Source organism: Pseudomonas palmensis (assembly GCF_049942755.1).
In the GTDB taxonomy this organism is placed as follows: Bacteria; Pseudomonadota; Gammaproteobacteria; order Pseudomonadales; family Pseudomonadaceae; genus Aquipseudomonas; species Aquipseudomonas palmensis.
This window is the reverse complement of sequence record NZ_CP187958.1, coordinates 1,015,835-1,036,643: the sequence shown is the minus strand read 5'-3', so window position 1 is coordinate 1,036,643 and position 20,809 is coordinate 1,015,835. Positions and strand designations below refer to the sequence as shown.

Annotated in this window: 19 protein-coding genes; 15 read left to right on the top strand and 4 right to left on the bottom strand. The window is 64.9% G+C overall.

What is annotated here, in order from left to right; all coding sequences use genetic code 11:
• Window positions 1–12 precede the first annotated feature (12 nt).
• On the bottom strand, window positions 13–531 hold the full coding sequence (locus ACPRTJ_RS04845) for an RNA polymerase sigma factor (RefSeq protein ID WP_043860382.1): 519 nt from the start codon (window positions 529–531) through the stop codon (window positions 13–15).
• A gap of 156 nt (window positions 532–687) precedes the next feature.
• A complete protein-coding gene (gene gap / locus ACPRTJ_RS04840; RefSeq protein ID WP_100633041.1) occupies window positions 688–1,689 on the bottom strand; it encodes a type I glyceraldehyde-3-phosphate dehydrogenase in 1,002 nt (333 codons plus the stop codon).
• Window positions 1,690–1,941: 252 nt separating this feature from the next.
• Here gap and edd point away from each other — a divergent pair, with 252 nt between their 5' ends.
• From edd to ACPRTJ_RS04790, 10 genes are all read left to right on the top strand, one after another.
• On the top strand, window positions 1,942–3,768 hold the full coding sequence (edd, locus tag ACPRTJ_RS04835; RefSeq protein WP_043860384.1) for a phosphogluconate dehydratase: 1,827 nt from the start codon (window positions 1,942–1,944) through the stop codon (window positions 3,766–3,768).
• Entirely contained in the window at window positions 3,765–4,730 is a 966-nt protein-coding gene (locus tag ACPRTJ_RS04830; protein WP_088514582.1) for a glucokinase, read from the top strand. Before edd ends, ACPRTJ_RS04830 begins: the two co-directional genes overlap by 4 nt.
• Before the next feature lie 88 nt (window positions 4,731–4,818).
• On the top strand, window positions 4,819–5,574 hold the full coding sequence (locus tag ACPRTJ_RS04825; protein WP_054915080.1) for a response regulator: 756 nt from the start codon (window positions 4,819–4,821) through the stop codon (window positions 5,572–5,574).
• A gap of 19 nt (window positions 5,575–5,593) precedes the next feature.
• Window positions 5,594–7,036, top strand: coding sequence for an ATP-binding protein (locus ACPRTJ_RS04820; protein WP_196933097.1), 1,443 nt, complete (start codon window positions 5,594–5,596; stop codon window positions 7,034–7,036).
• A gap of 110 nt (window positions 7,037–7,146) precedes the next feature.
• Complete coding sequence (locus ACPRTJ_RS04815) at window positions 7,147–8,409, top strand: ABC transporter substrate-binding protein (RefSeq protein ID WP_426428253.1); 1,263 nt, start codon at window positions 7,147–7,149, stop codon at window positions 8,407–8,409.
• A 127-nt stretch (window positions 8,410–8,536) separates the two neighbouring features.
• Complete coding sequence (locus tag ACPRTJ_RS04810) at window positions 8,537–9,445, top strand: carbohydrate ABC transporter permease (protein WP_043860389.1); 909 nt, start codon at window positions 8,537–8,539, stop codon at window positions 9,443–9,445.
• On the top strand, window positions 9,438–10,283 hold the full coding sequence (locus ACPRTJ_RS04805; RefSeq protein ID WP_043860390.1) for a carbohydrate ABC transporter permease: 846 nt from the start codon (window positions 9,438–9,440) through the stop codon (window positions 10,281–10,283). The genes ACPRTJ_RS04810 and ACPRTJ_RS04805 overlap by 8 nt, the downstream gene beginning before the upstream one ends.
• Before the next feature lie 3 nt (window positions 10,284–10,286).
• Window positions 10,287–11,447: an ABC transporter ATP-binding protein gene (locus ACPRTJ_RS04800; RefSeq protein WP_210015350.1), complete on the top strand. Its 1,161-nt coding sequence runs from the start codon at window positions 10,287–10,289 to the stop codon at window positions 11,445–11,447.
• An 89-nt stretch (window positions 11,448–11,536) separates the two neighbouring features.
• Window positions 11,537–12,847 carry a carbohydrate porin gene (locus tag ACPRTJ_RS04795; RefSeq protein ID WP_370409066.1) on the top strand — a complete coding sequence of 437 codons (1,311 nt, stop codon included), beginning with the start codon at window positions 11,537–11,539 and terminating at the stop codon, window positions 12,845–12,847.
• A 111-nt stretch (window positions 12,848–12,958) separates the two neighbouring features.
• Window positions 12,959–13,813, top strand: coding sequence for a D-hexose-6-phosphate mutarotase (locus ACPRTJ_RS04790; RefSeq protein WP_426428250.1), 855 nt, complete (start codon window positions 12,959–12,961; stop codon window positions 13,811–13,813).
• Here the strand turns inward: ACPRTJ_RS04790 and hexR are convergent.
• Complete coding sequence (gene hexR / locus ACPRTJ_RS04785; protein WP_173925072.1) at window positions 13,806–14,666, bottom strand: DNA-binding transcriptional regulator HexR; 861 nt, start codon at window positions 14,664–14,666, stop codon at window positions 13,806–13,808. The two genes, ACPRTJ_RS04790 and hexR, sit on opposite strands and share 8 nt — an antisense overlap.
• 214 nt (window positions 14,667–14,880) lie before the next feature.
• Here hexR and zwf point away from each other — a divergent pair, with 214 nt between their 5' ends.
• The 5 genes from zwf (at window position 14,881) to ACPRTJ_RS04760 (ending at window position 19,395) form a co-directional block, all read left to right on the top strand.
• Complete coding sequence (gene zwf, locus ACPRTJ_RS04780; protein WP_426428248.1) at window positions 14,881–16,347, top strand: glucose-6-phosphate dehydrogenase; 1,467 nt, start codon at window positions 14,881–14,883, stop codon at window positions 16,345–16,347.
• The gene (gene pgl / locus ACPRTJ_RS04775) at window positions 16,334–17,047 is read left to right on the top strand and encodes a 6-phosphogluconolactonase (protein ID WP_426428246.1); all 714 of its coding nucleotides are present in this window, start codon (window positions 16,334–16,336) and stop codon (window positions 17,045–17,047) included. Before zwf ends, pgl begins: the two co-directional genes overlap by 14 nt.
• 17 nt (window positions 17,048–17,064) lie before the next feature.
• Complete coding sequence (locus tag ACPRTJ_RS04770) at window positions 17,065–17,739, top strand: bifunctional 4-hydroxy-2-oxoglutarate aldolase/2-dehydro-3-deoxy-phosphogluconate aldolase (protein WP_043860397.1); 675 nt, start codon at window positions 17,065–17,067, stop codon at window positions 17,737–17,739.
• Between the two features lie 176 nt (window positions 17,740–17,915).
• A complete protein-coding gene (locus tag ACPRTJ_RS04765; protein WP_426428244.1) occupies window positions 17,916–18,650 on the top strand; it encodes a monalysin family beta-barrel pore-forming toxin in 735 nt (244 codons plus the stop codon).
• Window positions 18,651–18,660: 10 nt separating this feature from the next.
• Window positions 18,661–19,395 (top strand): monalysin family beta-barrel pore-forming toxin, encoded by a 735-nt coding sequence (locus ACPRTJ_RS04760; protein WP_253086872.1) that lies wholly within the window; start codon window positions 18,661–18,663, stop codon window positions 19,393–19,395.
• A gap of 42 nt (window positions 19,396–19,437) precedes the next feature.
• On the opposite strand, the gene ACPRTJ_RS04755 is transcribed toward ACPRTJ_RS04760, so the two are convergent.
• Window positions 19,438–20,808, bottom strand: a complete 1,371-nt coding sequence (locus ACPRTJ_RS04755; protein ID WP_054915073.1) for a hypothetical protein — start codon at window positions 20,806–20,808, stop codon at window positions 19,438–19,440.
• Window position 20,809: the final 1 nt, after the last annotated feature.

Sequence of the window (20,809 nt, the reverse complement as noted above, 5' to 3'; positions counted from 1 at the left end):
AGGCAAGCAGGCTCAATCGCGATTGAGACGATCGGCTACGCCTACACAGATGGCCATGATCAGTTTCAGTTCCTTCTGAACCGTGCTGGCGGACACCTTCAGTTGTTCGGCGATTTCCAGATAGCTGGCGCCGTGCAATCGGCTGAGGATGAAGATGCGCTGCTGGCGGGCGCTTAGCTCGCCCAGCGAGGTGCTCAGGCGGCGCAGCAACTGCTCCGCGTGGGTGGCGTCCTCGGCGCTGCCGTGGCTGGCGGCCACGTTGTGCAGCACCGCCTCGGGCACATCGTCGAGCAGGGTGCGGGCTTGCACGCGGCGGGCGCGCAGGTGGTCCAGGGCGAGGTTGCGGGCGGTCTGGAACACGAAGGGTTCGAGGTGCTCGATGGGGCGTTCGCCCAGGGCGCGGGTGACGCGCAGGTAGGTTTCCTGAAGCAGGTCTTCGGCGGTGCTGGGGTTGTCGACCATGCGCTGCAGGGTGCGTAGCAGGGTGACCCGCTGGGCGAGGAAGACGGCGTTGAAGTGGGACTGACTCACAGCGATACCTGACCGGGATTTCAGCGAATGATAATGCTTATCATCAATGCTGTTGGTCAAGGGGGAAAAGCAGCGGCAAGCTTTTAGCGCCAGGCGGCAGGAGGAAAAGCAGGCTTGCCCCCTGCTTGCCTGCCGCCTGAAGCTTGCGGGTTGAGACTATTGCGCCTCCCATAGCGCCAGGCAGTTGTCCAGCATGCGGTTGGAAAAGCCCCATTCGTTGTCGTACCAGGCCATCACCTTGAGCATCTTGCCGGCAACCTTGGTGTGATTGGCGTCGAAGATCGACGAAAGCGGGTTGTGGTTGAAGTCGCACGACACCAGCGGCAGGGTGTTGTAACCGAGGATCTTCGAGTGCTGGCTGGCCTCTTTAATCAGCGCATTGACCTCTTCCACGCTGGCCTCGCGTGTCACGTTCAGGGTCAGATCCACCAGCGACACGTTGATCACCGGCACCCGCACCGCCATGCCGGTCAGCTTGCCGGCCAGTTCCGGCAACACCAGGCCCACGGCCTCGGCTGCGCCGGTCTTGCTCGGGATCATCGACTGGGTGGCCGCCCGCGCCCGGTACGGGTCGCTGTGGTACACGTCGGTCAGGCTCTGGTCGTTGGTGTAGGCATGGATGGTGGTCATCAGGCCCTGTTCGATGCCCAGTTCGCGGTGCAGTACCTGCGCCACCGGCGCCAGGCAGTTGGTGGTGCACGAAGCACTGGAGATGATCTGGTGCGAGGGGCGCAGGATGTCGTGGTTGACCCCGTACACCACCGTTGCGTCCACGCCCTTGCCGGGGGCCGAGATGATGACTTTGCGTGCCCCGGCAGTAAGATGGGCCGCGGCCCGGGTGCGCTCGGTGAACAGGCCCGTGCATTCGAACACCACGTCCACACCCAGCGCCTGCCACGGCAGCTCGGCAGGGTTGCGAATCGCGCTGACGGCAATTCGGTCGCCGTTGACCGTGATGCTCTCGCCATCGCTGTGAACCTGTGCATCGAATGCCCCGTGCACGCTGTCGTACTTGAGCAGGTGCGCATTGATCGAGCTGTCGCCCAGGTCGTTGATGGCGACGACCTGCAGGTCCTGACGGTAGCCTTGGGTATACAGTGCGCGAAGAATGTTGCGGCCGATGCGGCCAAAACCATTGATTGCGATACGTAATGTCATGGAGCTACCTCTGGCAGACTGTCTGAGCCCCGGAAAGAGCCTGAATCTGATTTTGTTGTTGGAATTACAAGATTATTCGTAAAAAAATAGAAAACAAGCCTTTTTGCTGGCAGTATTTTGTTCAATCTACAACGAGTGACCGGCCAAGCCGTTACCCATCGACATTCGCGCCCCTGCCTTGAGCCTAGGTCGCAATCGTTTGTAAGGGAAACCGCCGCAGAGGTTGCTGCCCCTTAGCCTGGAGTCCAGTACATGCATCCGCGCATTCTTGAGGTCACCGAACGGCTGATCGCCCGTAGCCGTCCTACCCGCGAGCGCTACCTTCAGTTGATTCGCGGGGCGGCCAGCGACGGCCCGATGCGCGCCAAGCTGCAATGCGCCAACTTCGCCCATGGCGTGGCCGGCTGCGGCAGCGACGACAAGCACAGCCTGCGCATGATGAACGCGGCCAACGTCGCCATCGTCTCGGCCTACAACGACATGCTCTCGGCGCACCAGCCCTACGAGCACTTCCCCCAGCAGATCAAGCAGGCGCTGCGCGAAATCGGCTCGGTGGGCCAGTTTGCCGGCGGGGTGCCGGCCATGTGCGACGGCGTCACCCAGGGTGAACCGGGCATGGAGCTGGGCATCGCCAGCCGTGAAGTGATCGCCATGTCTACCGCGATTGCGCTGTCGCACAACATGTTCGACGCGGCGCTGCTGCTGGGTATCTGCGACAAGATCGTGCCGGGCCTGTTGATGGGGGCGCTGCGCTTTGGCCATCTGCCCCAGCTGTTCGTGCCGGGCGGGCCGATGCCCTCGGGTATCTCCAACAAGGAAAAGGCCGACGTGCGCCAGCGCTACGCCGAGGGCAAGGCCAGTCGCGAAGAGCTGCTGGAGTCGGAAATGAAGTCCTACCACAGCCCCGGCACCTGCACCTTCTACGGCACGGCCAATACCAACCAGTTGCTGATGGAAGTGATGGGCCTGCACCTGCCCGGTGCCTCGTTCGTCAACCCGTACACGCCGCTGCGCGATGCGCTCACCGTAGAGGCCGCGCAGCAGGTCACGCGCCTGACCAGGGCCAGTGGCAACTTCATGCCGCTGGGCGAGATCGTCGACGAGAAGTCGCTGGTCAACTCCATCGTCGCGCTGCACGCCACCGGCGGCTCCACCAACCATACCCTGCACATGCCGGCGATTGCCCAGGCGGCCGGCATCCAGCTGACCTGGCAGGACATGGCCGACCTGTCCGAGGTGGTGCCAACGCTGTCGCACGTGTACCCCAACGGCAAGGCCGACATCAACCACTTCCAGGCGGCGGGCGGCATGGCCTTCCTGATCCGCGAGCTGCTCGATGCCGGGTTGCTGCACGAGGACGTGAACACCGTGGCCGGCCCCGGCCTGCGCCGTTATACCCAGGAGCCGTTCCTGGACAACGGCAGGCTGGTATGGCGCGAAGGCCCCGAGGCCAGCCTTGACGAAAGCATCCTGCGTCCGGTGGCCAACCCGTTCTCCGCCGAGGGCGGCCTGCGGGTGATGCAAGGCAACCTTGGCCGTGGGGTGATGAAGGTGTCTGCGGTGGCGGCCGAGCACCAGGTGGTCGAAGCCCCGGCGCGGGTGTTCCACGATCAGCAGGAACTGGCCGATGCGTTCAAGGCCGGCGAGCTGGAGCGCGATTTCGTCGCCGTGGTGCGCTTCCAGGGCCCGCGCTGCAACGGCATGCCCGAACTGCACAAGATGACCCCGTTCCTGGGTGTGCTGCAGGACCGCGGCTTCAAGGTCGCGTTGGTGACCGACGGGCGCATGTCGGGAGCTTCGGGCAAGATTCCGGCGGCCATTCATGTGTGCCCGGAAGCGTTCGATGGCGGCCCGCTGGCGCGGGTGCGCGATGGCGACATCGTGCGCGTGGACGGCGTGGCCGGCACCTTGCAGGTGCGCGTCGAGCCGGCCGAACTGGCCGCTCGCGAGCTGCCGGCAGCGCCGCTGGGCAATGACCTGGGCTGCGGGCGCGAGCTGTTCGGCTTCCTGCGCGTGGCGCTGAGCTCGGCCGAGCAGGGCGCCAGCGCCTTCACCTCGGCCCTGGAGAACTTCAAATGAAGGTCGCACTGGTCGGTGACATAGGCGGCACCAATGCCCGCTTCGCGTTGTGGCGCGACAACGCGCTGCACGCGGTGCAGGTGTTCCCCACGGCTGACTACACCAGCCCCGAGCAGGCCATCGGCGTGTACCTGGCCGCGCAGGGCCTGGCCAAGGGCGAGGTGGCGGCGGTGTGCCTGGCGGTGGCCGGGCCGGTCAGCGGCGATGAATTTCGTTTTACCAACAGCCATTGGCGCCTGAGCCGCAAGGCATTTTGCGCCAACCTGCAGGTCGAGCACCTGCTGCTGATCAACGACTTCACCGCCATGGCGCTGGGCATGACCCGCCTGCAGCCGGATGAAGTGCGCAATGTGTGCGCCGGCACCCCGGACACCACCCGTCCGGCGGTGGTGATCGGGCCGGGTACCGGGCTGGGTGTCGGGACCTTGCTTGGCCTTGGCGAGCAGCGCTGGCTGGCGCTGCCGGGTGAGGGCGGGCATGTCGACCTGCCGGTGGGCAGTGCGCGCGAGGCGGCGATTCGCCAGGCGATCGCGTTGGACACCGGCCACGTCAGCGCCGAAACCGTGCTCAGTGGCGGCGGGCTGCTGCGCCTGTACCACGCCATCTGTGCACTGGACGGGCATGCCCCCACGCTGGGCACGCCGGCCCAGATCACCGACGCGGCGTTGCACGACGACCCGGTGGCGCTGGAGGTGATCGAGCAGTTCTGCCGTTTTCTGGGGCGGGTGGCCGGCAACAATGTGCTGACCCTGGGCGGGCGTGGCGGGGTGTTCATCGTGGGCGGGGTGATTCCGCGCTTTGCCGAGTTGTTCCTGCGCAGCGGCTTTGCCGCGAGTTTTGCCGACAAGGGCTGCATGAGCGCCTACCTTGAAGGGGTGCCGGTGTGGCTGGTGACGGCGGAGTATTCCGGGTTGGAAGGGGCGGGAGTGGCGTTGCAGCAGGCACTGGCCCAGCACGCCTGAGTTGGAGTGACTGGCCGGTCCCTGTCGCGGGTCAAGCCCGCTCCCACCAGGTTCGATGCCGTACCTGTGGGAGCGGGCTTGACCCGCGATGGGGCCGCCAAGGAATGCACTGACAAGGACAACAACCGTGACCAAGTCGATTCTGCTGGTCGATGACGACCAGGACATCCGTGAACTGCTGCAGGCCTACCTGAGCAAATGCGGCTTCCAGGTGCAGGCCCAGGCCGATGGCCAGGGTTTTCGCCAGGCTCTGGACACACACGGCGCCGACCTGGTGATCCTCGATGTGATGCTGCCCGACGAAGACGGTTTCAGCCTGTGCCGCTGGGTGCGACAGCATCCGCGTCAGGCGCGGGTGCCGATCATCATGCTCACCGCCAGTTCCGACGAAACCGATCGCGTCATCGGCCTGGAACTGGGCGCCGACGATTACCTGGGCAAACCCTTCAGCCCCCGCGAGCTGCAAGCCCGCATCAAGGCCCTGCTGCGCCGCGCCGGCTTCATGCATGAACGCCCCGGCGGTGACGTGCTGACCTTCGACGAGTGGCGCCTGGATACGGTCAGCCACCGCCTGTTCCACCGCGACGGCGAAGAGGTGATCCTGTCTGGCGCCGATTTCGCCCTGCTCAAGCTGTTCCTCGACCACCCGCAACAGATCCTCGACCGCGACACCATCGGCAATGCCACCCGTGGTCGCGAGCCGATGCCGCTGGACCGTATCGTCGACATGGCGGTCAGCCGCCTGCGCCAGCGCCTGCGCGATACCGAAAAACCTCCGCGACTGATCCGCACCGTGCGCGGCAGCGGCTACCTGCTGGCGGCCAGTGTTGCGCCCGCGCACTGAGCGGCGCTGGCGCCTGCCGCTGCCACGCTCGCTGCTGGGGCGCATGCTGCTGCTGACCCTGCTGGTGGTGACGGCGGCCCAGGGGTTGTCCAGCGTGATCTGGGTGTCGCAGTTGCGCGCCAGCCAGCTCGAAGGGCTGCTGGCCAGCGCGCGCAGCCTGGCGCATTCGATGACCGCCAGCGTCAGTTACTTTCGTTCGCTGCCGCTGGCCTACCGGCCGCTGGTGCTGGACCAGCTGCGCAGCATGGGGGGCACGCGCTTCGTGGTGTCGCTCAATGACCGGCCGCTGGACATGCAGGTGCTGCCGGTGACCCCGCGCAAGCAGGCGGTGATCGAGGCGTTCGAGCAGGTACTGCACGAGCGCCTGGGCGAGCAGATGGAAATCTCGGTGGAGTTCGTCGGCCCCGAGCAACTGCGTCTGTTCAACAGCGGGCTCAAGCTCGATGAACTGCCGCGCTCCTGGGCGCACTACTCGCTGACCCTGGAGCCGGTCAACCCGCCGGTGCTGGTGACCCAGATCCGCCTGGGCGAGGGCGAATGGCTGTACATCGCCTCGCTGCTGCCCGAGCCCTACACCAGCCTCGAGGCCGAGGGCCTGCCGCGCCAGCAGGTGGGGTTCATCGCACTGACCAGTTTCTTTCTGCTGCTGTTCATCGGCCTGCTGGTGCATTGGCAGACCCGTCCGCTCAAGCGCCTGGCACGCGCGGCGCGGGAGCTGTCGCTGGGCGCCGACGCGCCGCCGGAGGTAGAGGGCGGCGGCAGCGAAGTGGTGGAGGTGGGGCGCGCCTTCAATGCCATGCGCGAACGCATCAGCCGCTACCTGACCGAGCGCAGCCAACTGTTCAGCGCGATCTCCCACGACCTGCGCACGCCGATCACGCGCCTGCGCCTGCGCGTCGAGCTGCTGGAGGATGAACAGCTGCAACACAAGTTCGGCCGTGACCTGGACGAGCTGGAGCTGCTGGTCAAGGGCGCCCTGCAGTGCGTGAAGGACACCGACATCCACGAGAACATCGAACCCATCGACCTCAACCAGGTGCTCGACTGCCTGGTGGAGCCCTACCTGGCCAGTGCGCGCGTCACCGTGCAGGGCAGGGCGCTGGCGGCGTATCCGGGCAAGCCGCTGGCGCTCAAGCGCTGCATCGGCAACCTGATCGACAACGCGCTCAAGTACGGCGAGCGTGCGCACCTGCGCATCATCGACAGTGCCACCGGCTTCGTGCTGCAGGTGGACGACGAGGGCCCCGGCGTGCCGGAGCAGCGTCAGGAACAGGTGTTCGAGCCACATGTGCGCCTGGCCGGCCAGCAGCAGGGCTACGGGCTGGGGCTGGGCATCGCGCGCAATATCGCCCACAGCCACGGCGGCGAGGTGAGCCTGCGCAACCTGCGCGAAGGCGGCCTGCGGGTCACCCTGAGCCTGCCGCGCAGTGCGGGCCAGCGGGTGAATGTCACAGGTCGGTGACATTCGCGCATCCCTTCGTTACTTCTGCCGCCCCAGGGGGTGGCTAGACTTCGATTCACGCGCAAGCAGCATGACTTGCACCGGCATAACAACAAGAAAGGTTTCCCTTGATGAATGCGATCAATCGCCTCGCCGCCGTTGTTTCCCTTGCTTCCCTGTTGCCATTGAGCGCCCTGGCTGCCGAACCCGGCACGGTCGAGGTGACCCACTGGTGGACGTCCGGTGGCGAGAAGGCGGCCGTGGACACGCTGCGCAAGCAGATCGAACAGGACGGCTTTGTGTGGAAGGACAACGCCGTGGCCGGGGGCGGCGGCGCGGCCGCCATGACCGTGCTCAAGAGCCGCGCGGTGGCCGGCAACCCGCCAGCCGCTGCCCAGGTCAAGGGCCCGGACATCCAGGACTGGGGTGCGCTGGGCCTGCTGACCAACCTGGACGATGTGGCCAAGGCCAACGACTGGGACGCGCTGCTGCCCAGAGAGGTTGCCGACATCATGAAGTACGACGGTCATTACGTGGCCGTGCCGGTGAACATCCACCGGGTCAACTGGCTGTGGATCAACCCGCAGGTGTTCGCCAAGGCCGGGGCCAAGGTGCCGACCACCCTGGACGAACTGTTTGCCGCCGCCGACAAGCTCAAGGCTGCCGGCTTCGTGCCCCTGGCCCACGGCGGCCAGCCGTGGCAGGACAGCACCGTGTTCGAGGACGTGGTGCTGAGCATTCTCGGGCCCAAGGGCTACCACGCAGCCTTTGTCGAGCTGGATGAAAAGACCCTGACCGGTGCGCAGATGATCGAGGCGTTCAGTACCTTGCAGCGCCTGGGCACCTACATGGACCCCAACCGTGCCGGGCGTGACTGGAACGTCGCGGCCGCCGAGGTCATCAACGGCAAGGCCGGCATGCAGATCATGGGCGACTGGGCCAAGAGCGAATGGACCGCTGCGGGCAAGATCGCCGGCAAGGACTACGAGTGCGTAGCGTTTCCCGGTACCCAGGGCAGCTTTGCCTACAACATCGACTCGCTGGTGATGTTCAGGCTCAAGGACGAGAACGACATCAAGGCCCAGAACGACCTGGCCAAGGTGGCGCTGGAGCCGGCGTTCCAGACCGTGTTCAACCAGAACAAGGGGTCGCTGCCGGTACGCCAGGACATGGACATGGGCCCGTTCGATGCCTGCACGCAAAAGTCCGCCGCGGACTTCAAGGCGGCCGAGCAGGGCGATGGCCTGCAACCGAGCATGGCGCACAACATGGCCACCAGCCTGGCGGTGCAGGGCGCCATCTTCGATGTGGTGACCAACTTCCTCAACGACCCGAAGGCCGACCCGGCCAAGGCGGTCAAGCAGCTGGATTCGGCGATCAAGTCGGCTAAATGATCCGCTGAATCTTTCGGGCCTCATCGCGGGTCAAGCCCGCTCCCACAGGTACTGCGATGACTTTGTGGGAGCGGGCTTGACCCGCGATGCGGCGCAACGCGCCGCCTTTCCAACCGAGAACCTTCCGATGAGCACTATCGCCGTCCTCAACAAGGCCTCACCCCTCGATGCATTGCAACGCTGGCTGCCCCGACTGGTACTGGCGCCGAGCATGCTGATCGTGTTGGTGGGCTTCTACGGCTACATCCTGTGGACCTTCGTCCTGTCATTCACCAATTCAAGCTTCATGCCCAGCTACAAGTGGGTGGGCCTGGCCCAGTACGCCCGCCTGATGGACAACGACCGCTGGTGGGTCGCCAGCAAGAACCTGCTGTTGTTCGGCGGCATGTTCATCGGCATCAGCCTGGTGGTCGGCGTGCTGCTGGCGGTGCTGCTCGACCAGCGTATCCGCCGCGAAGGCTTTATCCGCACCGTCTACCTGTACCCCATGGCGCTGTCGATGATCGTCACCGGCACCGCCTGGAAATGGCTGCTCAACCCCGGCCTTGGCCTGGACAAGATGCTGCGCGACTGGGGCTGGGAAGGCTTTCGCCTGGACTGGCTGGTCGACCCCGACCGCGTGGTGTACTGCCTGGTGATTGCTGCCGTGTGGCAGGCCTCGGGGTTCGTCATGGCGCTGTTTCTGGCCGGGCTGCGCGGGGTCGACCCGTCGATCATCCGCGCAGCCCAGGTCGATGGCGCGAGCCTGCCGACCATCTACCTGCGCATCGTGCTGCCCAGCCTGCGCCCGGTGTTCTTTAGTGCATTGATGATTCTGGCGCACATCGCGATCAAGAGCTTCGACCTGGTGGCGGCAATGACCGCCGGTGGCCCGGGCTACGCTTCGGACCTGCCGGCGATGTTCATGTATTCGTTCACCTTCAGCCGCGGCCAGATGGGCATGGGCTCGGCCAGCGCGATCCTGATGCTGGGTGCGATCCTGGCGATCCTGGTGCCGTACCTGTATTCGGAACTCAGGAGCAAGCGCCATGAGTAGTTCACTTGCTGCTCGTCGACCGAGCCTGAGCCGCCTGGCGGTCTACGCCACCCTGATCGCGGCCTGCCTGGTGTACCTGGTGCCGCTGATCGTGATGCTGCTGACCAGCTTCAAGAGCCCCGACGACATCCGCACCGGCAACCTGCTGAGCTGGCCCGAGGTGATCACCGGCATCGGCTGGGTGAAGGCCTGGGACGCGGTGGGCGGTTATTTCTGGAACTCGGTGAAGATCACCGTGCCGGCGGTGCTGATCTCCACCCTGGTGGGGGCGCTCAACGGCTACGTGCTGTCGATGTGGCGCTTCCGTGGCTCGCAGCTGTTCTTCGGGCTGCTGCTGTTCGGCTGCTTCCTGCCATTCCAGACGGTGCTGCTGCCGGCCTCGTTCACCCTCGGCAAGCTGGGCCTGGCCAGTACCACCACCGGCCTGGTGCTGGTGCACATCGTGTACGGCCTGGCCTTCACCACGCTGTTTTTCCGCAACTACTACACCAGCGTGCCCCAGGCCCTGGTGCAGGCGGCGCGGCTGGATGGCGCGGGGTTCTTCACCATCTTCGGGCGCATCCTGCTGCCCATGTCGATCCCGATCATCATGGTGTGCCTGATCTGGCAGTTCACCCAGATCTGGAACGACTTTCTGTTCGGCGTGGTGTTCGCCAGTGGCGACGCGCAACCGATCACCGTGGCCCTCAACAACCTGGTCAACACCAGCACCGGGGCCAAGGAATACAACGTCGACATGGCGGCGGCGATGATCGCCGGGTTACCGACCCTGTTGGTCTATGTGCTGGCTGGCAAGTATTTCCTGCGTGGGCTCACCGCCGGCGCGGTCAAGGGGTAGAACATGGCAACGCTTGAATTGCGCAACGTCAACAAGACCTACGGCAGCGGCCTGCCGGACACGCTGAAGAACATCGAACTGAAGATCGGCTCGGGCGAGTTCCTGATCCTGGTGGGCCCTTCGGGCTGCGGCAAATCCACCCTCATGAACTGCATCGCGGGGCTGGAGCAGATCAGCGGCGGGGCGATTCTGGTGGACGACGCCGACATCAGTGGCATGAGCCCCAAGGATCGCGACATCGCCATGGTGTTCCAGTCGTATGCGCTGTACCCGACCATGAACGTGCGCGACAACATCGCCTTCGGCCTGAAGATTCGCAAGATGACCCCGGCGGCCATCGACGAGGAGGTGGCGCGGGTGGCCAAGCTGCTGCAGATCGAGCACCTGCTGGGGCGCAAGCCCGGCCAGCTGTCCGGTGGGCAGCAGCAGCGCGTGGCCATGGGCCGGGCGCTGGCACGCCGGCCCAGGATCTACCTGTTCGACGAGCCGCTGTCCAACCTCGACGCCAAGCTGCGGGTGGAGATGCGCACCGAGATCAAGCTGATGCACCAGCGCCTGAAGACCACCACGGTGTACGTGACCCACGACCAGATCGAGGCCATGACCCTGGGCGACAAGGTGGCGGTGATGAAGGATGGGCTGATCCAGCAGTTCGGCACCCCGCAGCAGATCTACAACGACCCGGCCAACCTGTTCGTGGCGAGTTTCATCGGCTCGCCGCCGATGAACTTCATACCCTTGCGCCTGCAACGCCAGGAGGGTCGCCTGCTGGCCCTGCTCGACAGCGGCCAGGGGCGCTGCGAACTGCCGCTGGGCACCGGCGAGGCGGGGCTGGAGGCGCGCGAGGTGATCCTGGGCATTCGCCCGGAGCAGATCAGCCTGGCGGGGGTCGAAGGCAATGGCCTGCCGAGCATTCGCGCCCAGGTGCAGGTCACCGAGCCGACCGGGCCGGACACCCTGGTGTTCGTGACCCTCAACCAGACCAAGGTGTGCTGCCGACTGGCACCGGAGTTCGCGCCGCAGGTCGGCGAAAGCCTGAGCTTGCAGTTCGATCCTGCGCGGGTGCTGCTGTTCGATGCAGAAACGGGCGAACGGCTGGGGCGCGGGCGTGCACCGCTCGATACGGTCGGCACCGACAACATTGCCCAATTCAGGGGCCGCTGAATTCGTTGTAAAGCATGGACACCATCGAAAACAATAAGACGAGGACACAGGGGATGGATCATTTCAAACGTGTTTTGCCGCGGGGCTGCATGACCCTGCTGGCGGCCTTCGGGGTCAGTTGCGGGGCGCACGCTGCCGGCGCCTTCGACCCGGAGTCGAAGTGGATGAGTGGCGACTGGGGCGGCACACGCACCGAGTTGCTGGACAAGGGCTACGATTTTTCGCTGGATTACGTGGGCGAGGTTGCCGGCAACCTGAAGGGTGGCTACAACAACGACAAGACGGCGCGCTACAGCGACCAGTTCGCCCTGGGCGTGAAGATGGACCTGGAGAAGATCCTGGGTTGGCACGACGCCGAGTTCAAGCTGGCGATCACCGAGCGCAGCGGGCGCAACCTTTCCAACGACCGCATCAGCGACCCTCGGGCCGGGCAGTTCAGCTCGGTGCAGGAGGTGTGGGGCCGCGGGCAGACCTGGCGCCTGACCCAGATGTGGGTCAAGCAGACCTACTTCGACGGCAAGCTCGACCTCAAGGCGGGGCGCTTCGGCCCGGGCGAGGAGTTCAACAGCTTCCCCTGCGATTTCCAGAACCTGGCCTTCTGCGGCTCGCAGGTGGGCAACTGGGTGGGCAGCATCTGGTACAACTGGCCGGTCAGCCAGTGGGCGTTGCGCGCCAAATACAACCTCACGCCGGAGTTCTTCGCCCAGGTCGGGGTGTTCGAGCAGAACCCTTCGAACCTTGAGACGGGCAATGGCTTCAAGCTCAGCGGCAGCGGCACCAAGGGCATGATCCTGCCGGTGGAGCTGGTGTGGGCCCCCAGGGTCAACGGCCTGCCCGGCGAGTACCGCCTGGGTTACTACTACAGCACTGCCAAGGCCGATGACATCTACGAGGACGTCAATGGCCAACCCCAGGGTCTGACTGGCGCAGACCCCAAGTCGCATTCGAGCAAGCATGGCTGGTGGGTGGTGGCGCAGCAGCAGGTTACTGCGCACAACGGCGATGCCAATCGCGGCCTGAGCCTGTTCGCCAACTTTACCGTGCACGACAAGGCCACCAACGTGGTCGACAACTACCAGCAGGTGGGCATGGTGTACAAGGGCGCCTTCGATTCGCGGCCCAAGGACGACATCGGCTTCGGCGTGGCGCGCATTCATGTCAACGATGACGTGAAGAAGCGTGCGCAGCAGCTCAATGGGGTCAGCGGTATCGATGACTACAACGACATGGGCTTCGTGCCGATCCAGCGTACCGAGTACAACGCCGAGCTGTACTACGGCGTGCACGTGACCAACTGGCTGACCGTGCGCCCCAACCTTCAGTACATCCGTCACCCGGGCGGGGTGAGCGAGGTGGACAACGCGGTCGTCGCCGGGCTGAAGATTCAGTCGTCGTTCTGAGGGGATATGTTGTAAATTTACGCCAATTCGGCGTTTTGCCGGCAAGGTCGACTTCTGTAGGAGCCGGCGTTGCCGGCGAACAGGCCCCCCTAACAACAAGAGTCCCGAAACATGTCCGAGCACCCGCTTCAACGCTTCTTCGCCTCGCAGCGGCCGCGACCGACCTTCGAGTGGGAGCGTTACCAGCAGCGCGACGTGCTGATCATCGATCACCCCCAGTGCCAGGCGGTGTTCAGTCGCCAGGGCGCGCAACTGCTGCACTTCCAGCCCCGTGGCGAACGCCCGTGGCTGTGGTGCGCGGCGCAGTGGCCGCAGGTCGGCGCCATTCGTGGCGGTGTGCCGGTGTGCTGGCCCTGGTACGGCCGTCACCCAAGTGAAGACATGTGGCCGGCCCACGGCTGGGCGCGCCTGCTCGACTGGAAACTGATCGACAGCAGCGAAAGCGACGAGGGTGTGACCCTCACGTGGCGCCTGCAACTGTGCGACTGGCAGGTCGACCTGGTGGCCAACCTGGGCCAGCGCATGCAGTTGCAACTGAGCACCGAGCACCAGGACAGCCTGCCGTGCCAGTTGAGTCATGCTCTGCTGGCCTACTGGCGTATTAGTGACGTTTCCGAGATAGCGCTATCTGGGCTCGAGAATGCGAGGGGGTACGATCATCTGAGGCGTCAGGCATGCCAGCAGAAGGGCGCCTTGAAAGTGCAGGGCGGCTGTCAGCGGGTGTTCCAGAATGCTGCGACCCTGCAGGTCAACGACCCGGCCTGGCAGCGTCAGCTGTGCATCGATACCGGCGACAGCGACGACACCGTGGTGTGGCATCCGGGCAGCCGGCCGCTGATGGGCGTGAGCGGCAGCGAGACCCAGGGCTTCATCTGCGTCGAGGCCGCCAGTGGCAGCAGCGACAGCCTCAGCCTGGCGCCGGGGGAGCGGGCGCACCTGCAGTTGCAGGCGCATTCGCTCAATTGAGTTCGTCGTCGATCGGGTAGCGGCTGGCGTTGAGGCTTTCCTTGATCTTGCGCAGGTGCGGCTGGAAGTCCACGCCACGGCGCAGGGTCATGCCGGTGGCCAGCACGTCGAGCACGGTCAGCTGGATGATGCGCGAGGTCATCGGCATGTAGATGTCGGTGTCTTCAGGCAGCGGGATGTTCAGGCTCAGGCTGCTGGCCTTGGCCAGTGGCGAGTCGGCAGCGGTGAGGCCGAGCACCGAAGCGCCGTTTTCCCGCGCCAGGCGCGCCACTTCGACCAGTTCGCGGGTGCGCCCGGTGTAGGAGATGATCACGAACAGCTCGCCGGTATGGGCCACCGAGGCCAGCATGCGCTGCATCAGCACGTCGGCATGCGCCGACACGGCGAGGTTGAAGCGGAAGAACTTGTGCTGTGCGTCCAGTGCCACCGGGGCCGAGGCGCCCAGGCCGAAGAAGTGGATCTGGCGCGCCTGGATCAGCATGTCGACGGCGCGGCTGACCAGTTGCGGGTCGAGCTGCTGGCAGGCACTGTCGAGCGAGGCGATGGCGCTGCCGAAGATCTTCTGGGTATAGGATGCAGGGTCGTCGTCGGCTTCTACCGCACGGCTGACATAGGCGGCGCCGCTGGCCAGGCTCTGCGCCAGTTGCAGCTTGAGCTCGGGGTAGCCGCTGACGCCGAACGAACGGCAGAAGCGGTTGACGGTGGGTTCGCTGACCTTGGCTGCCTGGGCCAGCGCCGCGATGCTGAAGCGGGTGGCTTGCTGCGGGTTGGCCAGGATGACTTCGGCGACTTTGCGCTCAGCCTTGTTCAGCTCGTCGAGGCGGCCCTGGATCTGCTCCAGGAGGTTTCGCACGCGGTCCATGGGGGTATGTCCTTGGGTCGGGGAGGCCGCCGGCTGCCAGGGGCAGACGGCTTTTTACGCGGTGGCCTATCGTACTGATGGCACGGTTGGCGCACCACTTGATTCTGTATACACGGCAATATGTTGTTAGTTTTACTACATTAGCCCTTGAAAACTGCGATTGAAACCGGTATTTCTACGTCAACTTGATAAAAGAACCAACATCATGGCTTCGATCACCGTTGAACCCTGCACCTTTGCCCTGTTCGGCGCCCTGGGCGACCTGGCGTTGCGCAAGCTGTTCCCGGCGCTGTACCAGCTCGATCGCGCGGGCCTGCTGAATGAGCAGACCCGCGTGCTGGCACTGGCCCGCGAAGCCGGCAGCCCGCAGGAGCACCTGGCGACGATCGAGGCGCACCTGCACAAGCACGTGGGCAGCGATATCGAGGCCCTGGCCCTGCAGCGCTTCATGGCGCGCCTGAGCTACCTGCATGTGGATTTTCTTCAGGCTCAGGACTACCCGGCGCTGCTCGAACAGGTACAACCCGACGCGCCCCTGATCGCCTATTTCGCCACCGCCGCGGCGGTGTACGGCGGCATCTGCGAGAACCTCGACAAGGTCGGCCTGAGCGAGCGCACCCGCGTGGTGCTGGAAAAGCCCATCGGCCATGACCTGGAGTCGTCGCGCAGGGTCAATGACGCGGTGGCGCAGTACTTCCCCGAAAACCGCGTTTATCGCATCGACCATTACCTGGGCAAGGAGACGGTGCAGAACCTCATTGCCCTGCGCTTTGCCAACAGCCTGTTCGAAACCCAGTGGAACCAGAACTCCATCTCCCACGTGGAAATCACCGTGGCCGAGAAGGTCGGCATCGAGGGCCGCTGGGGCTACTTCGACAAGGCCGGGCAACTGCGCGACATGATCCAGAACCACCTGCTGCAGTTGCTGTGCCTGATCGCCATGGACCCGCCCAGCGACCTCTCGGCCGACAGCATTCGCGACGAGAAGGTCAAGGTGCTCAAGGCACTGGCACCGATCAGCGGCGAGGGCCTGAGCACCCAGGTGGTGCGTGGCCAGTACATAGCGGGCTACAGCGAGGGGCGGGCTGTGCCCGGCTACCTCGAGGAAGAAAACTCCAATACCCAGAGCGACACCGAAACCTTCGTCGCGCTGCGGGCCGATATCCGCAACTGGCGCTGGGCCGGGGTGCCGTTCTACCTGCGCACCGGCAAGCGCATGCCGCAGAAACTGTCGCAGATCGTCATCCATTTCAAGGAGCCGCAGCACTACATCTTCGCGGCGGAACAACGTTTGCAGATCGGCAACAAGCTGATCATCCGCCTGCAGCCGGACGAAGGCATTTCGTTGCGGGTGATGACCAAGGAGCAGGGCCTGGACAAGGGTATGCAACTGCGCAGCGGCCCGTTGCAGCTGAATTTTTCCGATACCTGGCACAGCGCACGCATTCCGGATGCCTACGAGCGCCTGCTGCTGGAAGTGATGCGCGGCAACCAGAACCTGTTTGTACGCAAGGATGAAATCGAATATGCGTGGAAATGGTGCGACCAGTTGATCGCCGGCTGGAAACACGCCGGTGATGCGCCCAAGCCGTATGCGGCGGGCACCTGGGGGCCGATGAGCTCTATAGCACTGATTACCCGCGATGGGAGGGCATGGTATGGCGATATCTGAACTGCAGCTGCCGGCGAGCGTGACGGCACATGAGTTTGCCGATGCGGCGCGCCTGGCCGAGGGCCTGGCTGTGGATGTGGCGCAGCGGTTGCGCACGGCGATGGACGAAAACGGCCAGGCCACCCTGGTGGTGTCGGGCGGGCGCAGCCCGGTGGCGTTCTTCCAGCGCCTGGCCAGGCAGCCGCTGGACTGGTCCAGGGTGGTGGTCAGCCTGGCGGACGAGCGCTGGGTGCCGGTGGAACATGCCGACAGCAATGCCGGCCTGGTGGCGCAGCACCTTTTGCAGGGCGAGGCGGCCAAGGCGCGGTTCGTCGGCCTGTACCGTCCCGCCGTGAGCCTCGAAGCCGCTGCCGAGCAGGCGGACCAGGCGCTTGCCCAGCTGCCGCCGATCGATGTGCTGGTGCTGGGCATGGGCGATGACGGTCACACCGCCTCGCTGTTTCCGGGCAGCCCCAACCTGGCCGAGGGCCTGCAGGCCCAGAGCCAGCGCCGGGTACTGCCGATGCTGGCGCCGAGCGTGCCGCATCAGCGCCTGACCCTGACCCGGCGTGTGCTGGCCGGTGCAGGTGCGACACTGTTGTCGGTGCAAGGGCCAGGCAAACTCGCTACCCTGCGCGCCGCGCTGGGCGGTGACGACCCGGCGCAGATGCCGATTCGCGCCTTTCTTCAAGACCCCCTGGAAATCTACTGGTGCCCATGAACCAAGGACACGCCGTTATGACAACCCTTGAACCTTCACAGCCGGGCATTTCCATGGCCGACAAGATTGCCCTGATCGACCGCATCTGCGGCCAGGCGCGCATTCTGCCGGTGATCACCATCGCCCGCGAGCAGGACATCCTGCCGCTGGCCGATGCGCTGGCGGCCGGGGGGCTGAAGACGCTCGAGGTGACGCTGCGTTCCGAACACGGCCTGACCGCCATCCGCCTGCTGCGCGAACAGCGCCCGGAGTTGTGCGTCGGTGCCGGTACGGTGCTCGACCGCAGCATGCTGGCGGCAGTGGAACAGGCCGGTGCGCAGTTCGTGGTCACGCCGGGGTGCACCCAGGACATCCTGGAGGCGGGGGTCGAGAGCCCGTTGCCACTGTTGCCGGGCATCAGCAGCGCCTCGGAGATCATGATGGGCTACGCGCTGGGCTATCGGCGCTTCAAGCTGTTCCCGGCCGAGATCAGCGGCGGGGCGGCGGCGATCAAGGCATTCGGCGGGCCGTTCGGCGAGGTGCGTTTCTGCCCCACCGGCGGGGTCAACCCGGGCAACGTCAAGCAGTACATGGCCCTGGCCAATGTGATGTGCGTGGGCGGAACCTGGATGCTCGACAGTAGCTGGATCAAGAACGGCGAGTGGGCACGCGTGCAGGCGTGCAGTGCCCAGGCGCTGGCGTTGCTGGACTAGAGAATTCGTTGTGTGCTGTACGGCTTTGAGGTGCGCTTGGTCGGCGCACCTTTTTTTTTGCCGGCGCCATTGACCGGCAAGGCCGCTGCCCATCCAGGAAGCACGTCCCGCTGCCGAGCCTGTCGCGGCCTCCCTAGTATCGAAAACTCATGGGTTTTCTGCAGGGAGTGCATACCTTGGACGACGAAATCGAACACGCTACAAACCCGCGACTCAACGGCTACGCGGTCAAGACCGGGTCCTATTCGCTCGAGCGCCACCTGATCGGCGGCAAGCGCCTGGCACCCGGCTGCTGGGTCAACGGCAAGACCGTCTACGGCGATATCCGCATTGGCTCCAGTGCGTGGGCCACCTACACCCGACCGGTGTTCGCCTACCTGTCAGCGGTGGATACCCTGCGGCTCAACGGCCTGAGCAACCAGCGCCATGCCATCACCTTTGCCCAGGGCCACAGCAAGCAGTTCATCCGTGAAGTGGACGCGCCCTATTCGGTGTCGTCGGCCATCGAGCGGGTCAATATCCTGTCCAGCCTGCACACCGGCTTTGTCGACGACATCGCCTGGGGGGCGCCGAACGACAACCGCCTGACGCTGCTGCTGCCCGGCAGCGGGGTGTTCGCCATCTACCAGATGAACCTGGTGTATGCCCATTGCGCGACCTCGGCCGGACAGCTGAACAAGGCGTTTCGCACCAGCAAGACGCTGGCCACGCAGGGGCGTACCGACCTGTACTTCCTGTCGGCCATCAGCACGGCCGTGTATGTGGCGGTGGCCGATGCCGCGGCCACCCCTCCGATTGCCTGGGATGCCCTGCAGCGCAAGGTGCTGACCGAAGGTTACGAGGTTGAATGCAATGCCGGCGCCTGGTCGTTCGATTTTTCCGCAAGCCAGAAGATTCACTACAAGTACTGAGGGAACCGTCATGAGTGAAGACAACGTGTTTGGCGCCGACTCCCCCGCACAGCGCGGGAGCTACCACATCGACAAGTACCTCTTTGGCGGTGACAAGGTACGCCAGGCCTGCTGGATAAAGGATGCCACCGAGTTCGGCCAGATGTTCGACGGCAAGCGGTGGTGGGACATGTATTCGGTGCCGGTTGCCGCTTACGTGGAGCATGTCGGCACCGTCCAGGTGCCGAGCAACGGCGAGGATGAACGCACCTTCGAGGTCACCCATGGCTTTACCCGAAGCTTCAGCCGTACCACCGAAGTGTCTGGTGGCGTGCAGCTGGAATTCAAGGGCGTGGGGGTGAGTTCAGAGGTCCGGGTATCGTTCCAGGCTGCGCAAAGCTGGAACGACTCCACCACCCAGAAGCACACCCGCAAGCTGGTCGGCCCCGGGGTGTTCTATGCCTATCAGGTGCACATCCTGTACGCACACTGTGTGATGGGCGCGTCGGAGATCGATTACTACTTCGAGCACAACAAGGTGCTGCCGATTCTCGATGCCGACGCGCAGGTGATGCGCGAAGACCTGATCTACCTGTCGTCGGTTGCCACCGACACGCTGGTCACGGTGCTGGAGGAGGCCTCGGTGGACCCGCTCGGCTGGGACGAACTGCAGAAAAAGGTGTTGTTCGAGCACTACAGTTCCCGGAAAAACGCGGGCTGCTGGCGCTTCGATTTCAGCGTGAACGAGCGCTACCCGCGCGGGTGATGCGCTGCGCTGGCCTGCGTCGGCAGGCCAGCGGGCATGCCATCAGAAGCTGTCCGAGGTCCTGAAGCCGCCGCCCCCGCTGCTGTCGGAGCTGGAGAAGCCGCCACTGCTGCTGGAGCTGCTGCTCGAACTGCTGGAGCTGGAGCTGCTCCAGCTCGACCCCGAGCTGCTACTGCTGTACGAGCTGCGCTCGACGGCGACGCGCGGCACCAGTTCGCGGTGTTCGCGGATGGTCCCGACCAGATAGCCCAGGGTGACATCGCGGGTCATGTAGTCCGACAGCAGACGTTCGATGCCCAGCGTTGCCTTGTACTGATAGCCGTCGTCACGGAAGAAGTCGGTGCGCAGCGCGCGCTCCAGCTCCTTGGCCCGGTCATAGGACTGCTGGGCCAGGCCATGGGTCTGGCGCGCCTCGGCCAGTGCCCGTTCCACGCCGTCGACCTGCGGGTACAGCCGCTGCAGCTGCAAGGCGATCTGGTCGTCTGCGGTATCGGGGGTCTTCTTCACCTGCTCGAGCAGTTGCTCGATGCTCTTGGCCTGCAACTGGTCGGTGAGCCACTGGCGGGCACGCAGGTAGTGCGGGTCCTGGTTGTGGGTGAATGCGGTCAGTTGCGCGTGAATGTCGTTGGCCTGCTGCTTGCTGGCCACGGTCTGCTTGTACAACGCCTTGTGCGCTTCGCGCAGCGGCTCCATGCCTGCCTGCTGCTGGGCGTCGGCCAGTTGCTGGCCGGTGCTTTGCTCCAGCGCGGCAATGTGCGCGTCGCGTTCGAGCTGCAGTGCCTCGTTGCGCTGCTGCATGTTGAGCAGGTTCAGCTCGTTGCTGCGGTTGCCGCTGTAGTCGACCTGCCTGGCCAGCCAACCATCGAGCCAGCGGCTGATGCGGCCCAACCGATACTGTTCGGTGCCGAAATCGCGATCACGCAGGAAGTGGTAGATCGGGTTGCGGCCGAACATCGGCAGCTTGTCGGCACACTCCTGGCGTATGTCGGCATACCCGGTGACGGTTTCGAGGTTGGCGGCGATGGCCTGTTCCAGCTGGTGCATCTGCGCCGTGTAGGTCGGGTCCTGGGCCAGTTGGTCGCGGGCCTGGCGGTCGAGGTCGTCGAGGCGCTCCTGTACCTGCGCGGTCGCCTCCAGCGACTGGGCGATCTGCTGCTCGACCTCCAGCAGTTGCTGGCGCAACTGCCCCTGGGCCAGCTGGCGTTCGTGCAGGGCCTGAACCACCTCGTCCTGCAGCGACGGGGCGTGCTCCAGCTGCAGGGTCGCGATGCTGCGCAGGCGGGTCAGGATGTCCTGTTCGAGCGCCATCTGGCGCTCGGTGGCACTGGCCAGTTGTTGTTCTGCGTCGCGCAGCACGTGCTCGAAACTGCGTGCATTGTCGGCGACGATACCGATGAGCTTGCTGGGTCTCATG